This window comes from Stenotrophomonas sp. STEN029 (assembly GCF_056760015.1).
On record NZ_JBRREC010000193.1, the window covers coordinates 1 to 289 of the forward strand.

1 rRNA gene is annotated in these 289 nt (G+C 55.0%); it reads right to left on the reverse strand.

Annotated features, from left to right (window positions below):
- Positions 1 to 111, reverse strand: a 5S ribosomal RNA gene (rrf, locus tag ACVOLI_RS20515); the annotation flags it as partial.
- Between the last annotated feature and the right edge of the window lie 178 nt (positions 112 to 289).

Consider the following 289-nt stretch of genomic DNA (forward strand, 5'->3'; position numbering starts at 1 on the left):
GACGATGACCTACTCTCGCACAGCTTAGGCTGCACTACCATCGGCGCGGCTACGTTTCACTTCCGAGTTCGGGATGGGATCGGGTGGTTCCATAGCGCTAATTTCATCAGGAAGGCGGTTTGAGCAGCGCGTTGCGCCGGCTCCAATGCGTTTCCTTGCGGAACTTGAGCCAGGTTGTAAAACACCCGGCTTACATAAAAAGACAAACCCCGCTGCGTGAGCAGCGGGGTTCTAGATAAAAACCCTGACGATGACCTACTCTCGCACAGCTTAGGCTGCACTACCATCG